Raw genomic sequence first — 3,935 nt, forward strand, 5'->3', positions numbered from 1 at the left:
AGAAGCGGCAGTTGAGCGTGCACCCGACCTGGCTCGACACGCACAGCGTGCCGCGGTCCGCATCGGGGATGAACACCATCTCGTAATCATTGCCGTCGTCGGTGCGCAGCAGCCATTTGCGGGTGCCGTCGGTCGAAACCTGCGCCTCGACCTCCTGCGGCCGGCTGATCGCGAAACGCTGTTCGAGCCAGGGCTGCATCGCCTTGGAGATGTCGGTCATCTGCGAAAACGCGGTCGCGCCGCGATTGTAGATCCAGTGGAACAGCTGCTTGGCGCGCAGCTTGGCCTGTTTCGGCTCCAGCTGCGCGGTCTCCAGCGCCATTCGCAGATCGTCCTTGGACAGGCCTAGCAGATCGATCCGCCCGTCGCTGCGCGGCACGAAGCTGCGGGGAACGGGCACGGGATCGATGTGCCCCGGAATGGGCATGAGAGACGCGGCGGCTGACTGCATGCGCCTCACATAGGGGAAAAGCGCGGGTTTTTCCATCCTTGCGGTTTTCGATCCTCTTCCTGTTCTCGCGCGAAGGCGGGAGCCCAGAGTACCGAGAGGAAAGGGCCGTTGCTCTGCTTGGTCCTGGGTTCCCGCTTTCGCGGGAACACTATGGTGAGATCGGCTTAGTTGCGCGCGCACCCCAACGCTGCTGCATCGATCGCGGTGGCCGCGCCGCCCAGCGCATAGACATCCGCGAACGGCCGCCCCCCGACGCCGACCGCTTCGACGCTCATGCTGCGCCCACCGCGGATCGCCGCGACCAGCGCGCGGTCGCTCGGCGCGTCGGTGGCCCAGGCGTCCACCCCGGTCGCGACAAGCGCGAAGCGGCGGTCGCCGACGCTGAGCGTCACCCCCGCGGACCGGTCGCGCTCGCGGCTAAGTCGCACGTACAGCGAGTTGCGCAGGCCCCGGCCGGGCCAGGTCGCGACGCTCGCGAAGCCGCCGCTGCGTCCCTCCGCCGCGATCGGGCGGGCGATCGCGTAGCAGCGGGCGGGCGCGGCATCGCGGAACGCGCCCCAGCCTTCGTAGATGCCGATCGTCGTCCGCCCAGCGCCGGGCCCCGCCGCCGCGACCGGGGTCGCCAAGGCCGCGAGCGTCAGCGCCAGCAGCGCAGGTTTCACGCCGGCGCTCGCCCGGTGCCGACATGCGGCACGGTTTCGACGCCGTCCTCCACGAGCACGATCGACCCCTGCGACAGCCCCGGCGCGATCGGCGCGCCGAACTCGGGGTGCACCGTTGCGCCGGTCATCACCCCGCGCAGCACCCGGCTGGAGATGCCGTGCATGATCACAAGCCGATCGCCCGGATCATCCGCGGTGGCCGCGAGCCAGCCCGACACCCGCGCCTCGATCCCGCGGTAATCCTCGCCATCGGGCGCGGGGCGGAGCAGGCCCTCGGGGGTGATCACCGGCCCGACCTCGCCGACCACGTCCGCATAATAGCGCCCGCCCCATGCGCCCATCCCGATCTCGACCAGCCGGTCGTCGGCGCGCACCTGATGCCAGTCGAGCTCGAGATGCTCCGCGATGATCGCCAGCGTCTGCAGCGCACGCCCCGCAGGCGACGACCAGAGCGTCAGTGCCGGACGCACGCCGAGCAAGGTGCGCAGCGCCCGGCCGAGGTCGTCGGCCTGCGCGAAGCCGGCGCGGGTGAGGGGGGTGTGGGGATGATCCCCCTGCAACCGGCGCGCTGCGTTGAAGACGGTTTCGCCGTGCCGCGCGATCAGATCGCGGCCTGATCGGGGCTGGTTCATGGGCGCCGGCTTTCAACCCCCTGTGGCGCAAAAGCAACGGATTTTGGTGTTTATATGGGGTTCATGCAAGCCGCTTCCGACGCTCCTATCTGCCGGGTCCGCCGCCGGGCCGACCGGCGGTGCAGCATCATGGAGTTTCTCATGCGTACACTCATTCTCGCCACCGCAGCGGCGGCCGCCGCGCTCGCCGCCAGCCCGGTCCTTGCCCAGGATGTCGCCAACGCGCCGTTCACCGGCCCGCGCGTCGAAGGCCTGGTCGGCTACGACAACATGCGCGACGGATCGGACGGCGATTCCGACGGCCGCGACGGCGTCGTCTACGGCGCGGCGGTCGGTTACGACGTCCAGGTCGGCGGCGCGGTGCTCGGCGTCGAGGGCGAGATCACCGACAGCTCGACCAACGTCCGCACCAACGATCTCCTCGTCGCAGGCGATTCGCTGCGGCTCGACGTCGGCCGCGATCTGTACGCCGGCGCGCGGCTCGGCTTCGCGCTCAACCCGCGCACGCTCGCCTATGTGAAGGGCGGCTACACCAATGCGCGGCTCGAGACGCGCTATGCCGGCGGCGGGGCGTTCCAGGACGACAAGTTCGATCTCGAAGGCTACCGGGTCGGCGCCGGTCTCGAACTGGCGATGAGCGGCAACGCCTATGTGAAGGGCGAATATCGCTACTCGCATTACGGCGATGTCGAGGGTTACGAGACCGATCTCGATCGTCACCAGCTGCTCGCCGGGGTCGGCATCCGCTTCTGACGCGGAGCTATCCACGGAAAAGAAGGGCCGGGGCGCTTGCTCCGGCCCTCCTCTATTGGCTAGGAAAACCCGCAGTTGCCCCCCGTGGATTCGTGAGGCGGGCCGGGGGACGGTGACATGAAGGCGACGATCGAACGCGCGACGCTCCTGAAGGGGCTGAGCCACGTCCAATCGGTGGTGGAGCGCCGCAACACCATCCCGATCCTGTCGAACGTGCTGCTGGAGGCGACCGCCGAGGGCGCGTTGCGGTTGATGGCGACCGATCTCGATCTCCAGATCAACGAAAGCATCGCTGCCGCGGTCGACCAGGCCGGCGCCACCACGGTGTCCGCGCACACGCTGTTCGACATCGCGCGCAAGCTGCCCGAGGGCAGCCAGGTGCAGCTCAGCGCCGCCGACGGCCGGATGACGATCGTCGCCGGGCGTGCGCGCTTTTCGCTCGGCACGCTGCCGCGCGACGATTTCCCGGTGATCGCGGAAGGGGAACTTCCCACCAAGTTCGAACTGCCCGCCGAGACGCTGAAGCAGGTGATCGACAAGACCCGCTTCGCGATCTCGACCGAAGAGACCCGTTATTATCTGAACGGCATCTTCTTCCACGTCGCCGACGATGGCTCGACCCCGGTGCTGAAGGCCGCGGCGACCGACGGGCACCGGCTCGCGCGGGTAACGATGCCGCGTCCGGACGGCGCGGAGGGCATGCCCGACGTGATCGTGCCGCGCAAATGCGTCGCCGAACTGCGCAAGCTGCTCGACGAGGTCGACGGCTCGGTCGGCGTGTCGCTGTCGTCGACCAAGATCCGCTTCGATCTCGGCCAGGCGATCCTGACCTCCAAGCTGATCGACGGCACCTTCCCCGATTATTCGCGGGTGATCCCGACCGGCAACGACAAGATCCTCAAGATCGACCCCAAGAGCTTCATGCAGGGCGTCGATCGCGTGTCCACGATCGCGACCGAGAAGACCCGTGCGGTGAAGATGGCGCTCGACCGCGACAAGATCACGCTGTCGGTGACCTCGCCCGAAAACGGAACCGCGGCGGAGGAAGTCCCCGGCGAATATGTCGCGCTGCCCTTCGAGATCGGCTTCAACAGCCGCTATCTGATGGACATTCTCGGCCAGATCGACGGCGACACCGTCGAGGTGCATCTGGCGGACGCCGCGGCACCGACGCTGATCCGCGAGAACGACAAGGCGCAAGCGCTCTACGTGCTGATGCCGATGCGGGTGTGAGGGCAGGGGTTCTCGCGCGGAACCTGTGCCCCGCTCGCCTCCCTTTCACCGTTCGTCCTGAGTAGGGATCGAATAGCCGCGCAAGCGGCGTAGCGAGAGCCCGTATCGAAGGACAGGTTGTCGCATGCCACCGATGCCACAAACTGCGCGTCGCCAACCTTGACTCAGAACCCCTATCCACCTTACTAACACCGCTGTCAGTAA

General features: G+C 68.0%; 4 protein-coding genes and 1 pseudogene. 2 read left to right on the forward strand and 3 right to left on the reverse strand.

Going from position 1 to position 3,935, the window contains the following annotated elements; genetic code table 11:
* The 3 genes and pseudogenes from ACFE77_RS16110 to ACFE77_RS16120 form a co-directional block, all read right to left on the reverse strand.
* A pseudogene (locus tag ACFE77_RS16110) lies at positions 1–427 on the reverse strand (23S rRNA (adenine(2503)-C(2))-methyltransferase RlmN); the annotation flags it as partial.
* A gap of 188 nt (positions 428–615) precedes the next feature.
* Entirely contained in the window at positions 616–1,113 is a 498-nt protein-coding gene (locus ACFE77_RS16115) for an invasion associated locus B family protein (RefSeq protein WP_375422662.1), read from the reverse strand.
* Positions 1,110–1,745: a histidine phosphatase family protein gene (locus ACFE77_RS16120; protein ID WP_375422663.1), complete on the reverse strand. Its 636-nt coding sequence runs from the start codon at positions 1,743–1,745 to the stop codon at positions 1,110–1,112. Before ACFE77_RS16120 ends, ACFE77_RS16115 begins: the two co-directional genes overlap by 4 nt.
* 141 nt (positions 1,746–1,886) lie before the next feature.
* On the opposite strand from ACFE77_RS16120, the gene ACFE77_RS16125 reads away from it, so the two are divergent.
* Positions 1,887–2,498: an outer membrane protein gene (locus ACFE77_RS16125; protein ID WP_375422664.1), complete on the forward strand. Its 612-nt coding sequence runs from the start codon at positions 1,887–1,889 to the stop codon at positions 2,496–2,498.
* Between the two features lie 117 nt (positions 2,499–2,615).
* Positions 2,616–3,731, forward strand: a complete 1,116-nt coding sequence (dnaN, locus tag ACFE77_RS16130; RefSeq protein ID WP_375422665.1) for a DNA polymerase III subunit beta — start codon at positions 2,616–2,618, stop codon at positions 3,729–3,731.
* Positions 3,732–3,935: the final 204 nt, after the last annotated feature.

The organism is uncultured Sphingomonas sp., from assembly GCF_964243315.1.
Taxonomy (GTDB): Bacteria; Pseudomonadota; Alphaproteobacteria; order Sphingomonadales; family Sphingomonadaceae; genus Sphingomonas.

Excerpts from the sequence above, each read along its gene's own strand:
- ACFE77_RS16125 (WP_375422664.1), top strand. The coding sequence starts at position 1,887 with ATGCGTACACTCATTCTCGCCACCGCAGCGGCGGCCGCCGCGCTCGCC.
- ACFE77_RS16120 (WP_375422663.1), bottom strand. The coding sequence starts at position 1,745 with ATGAACCAGCCCCGATCAGGCCGCGATCTGATCGCGCGGCACGGCGAA.
- dnaN (WP_375422665.1), top strand. The coding sequence starts at position 2,616 with ATGAAGGCGACGATCGAACGCGCGACGCTCCTGAAGGGGCTGAGCCAC.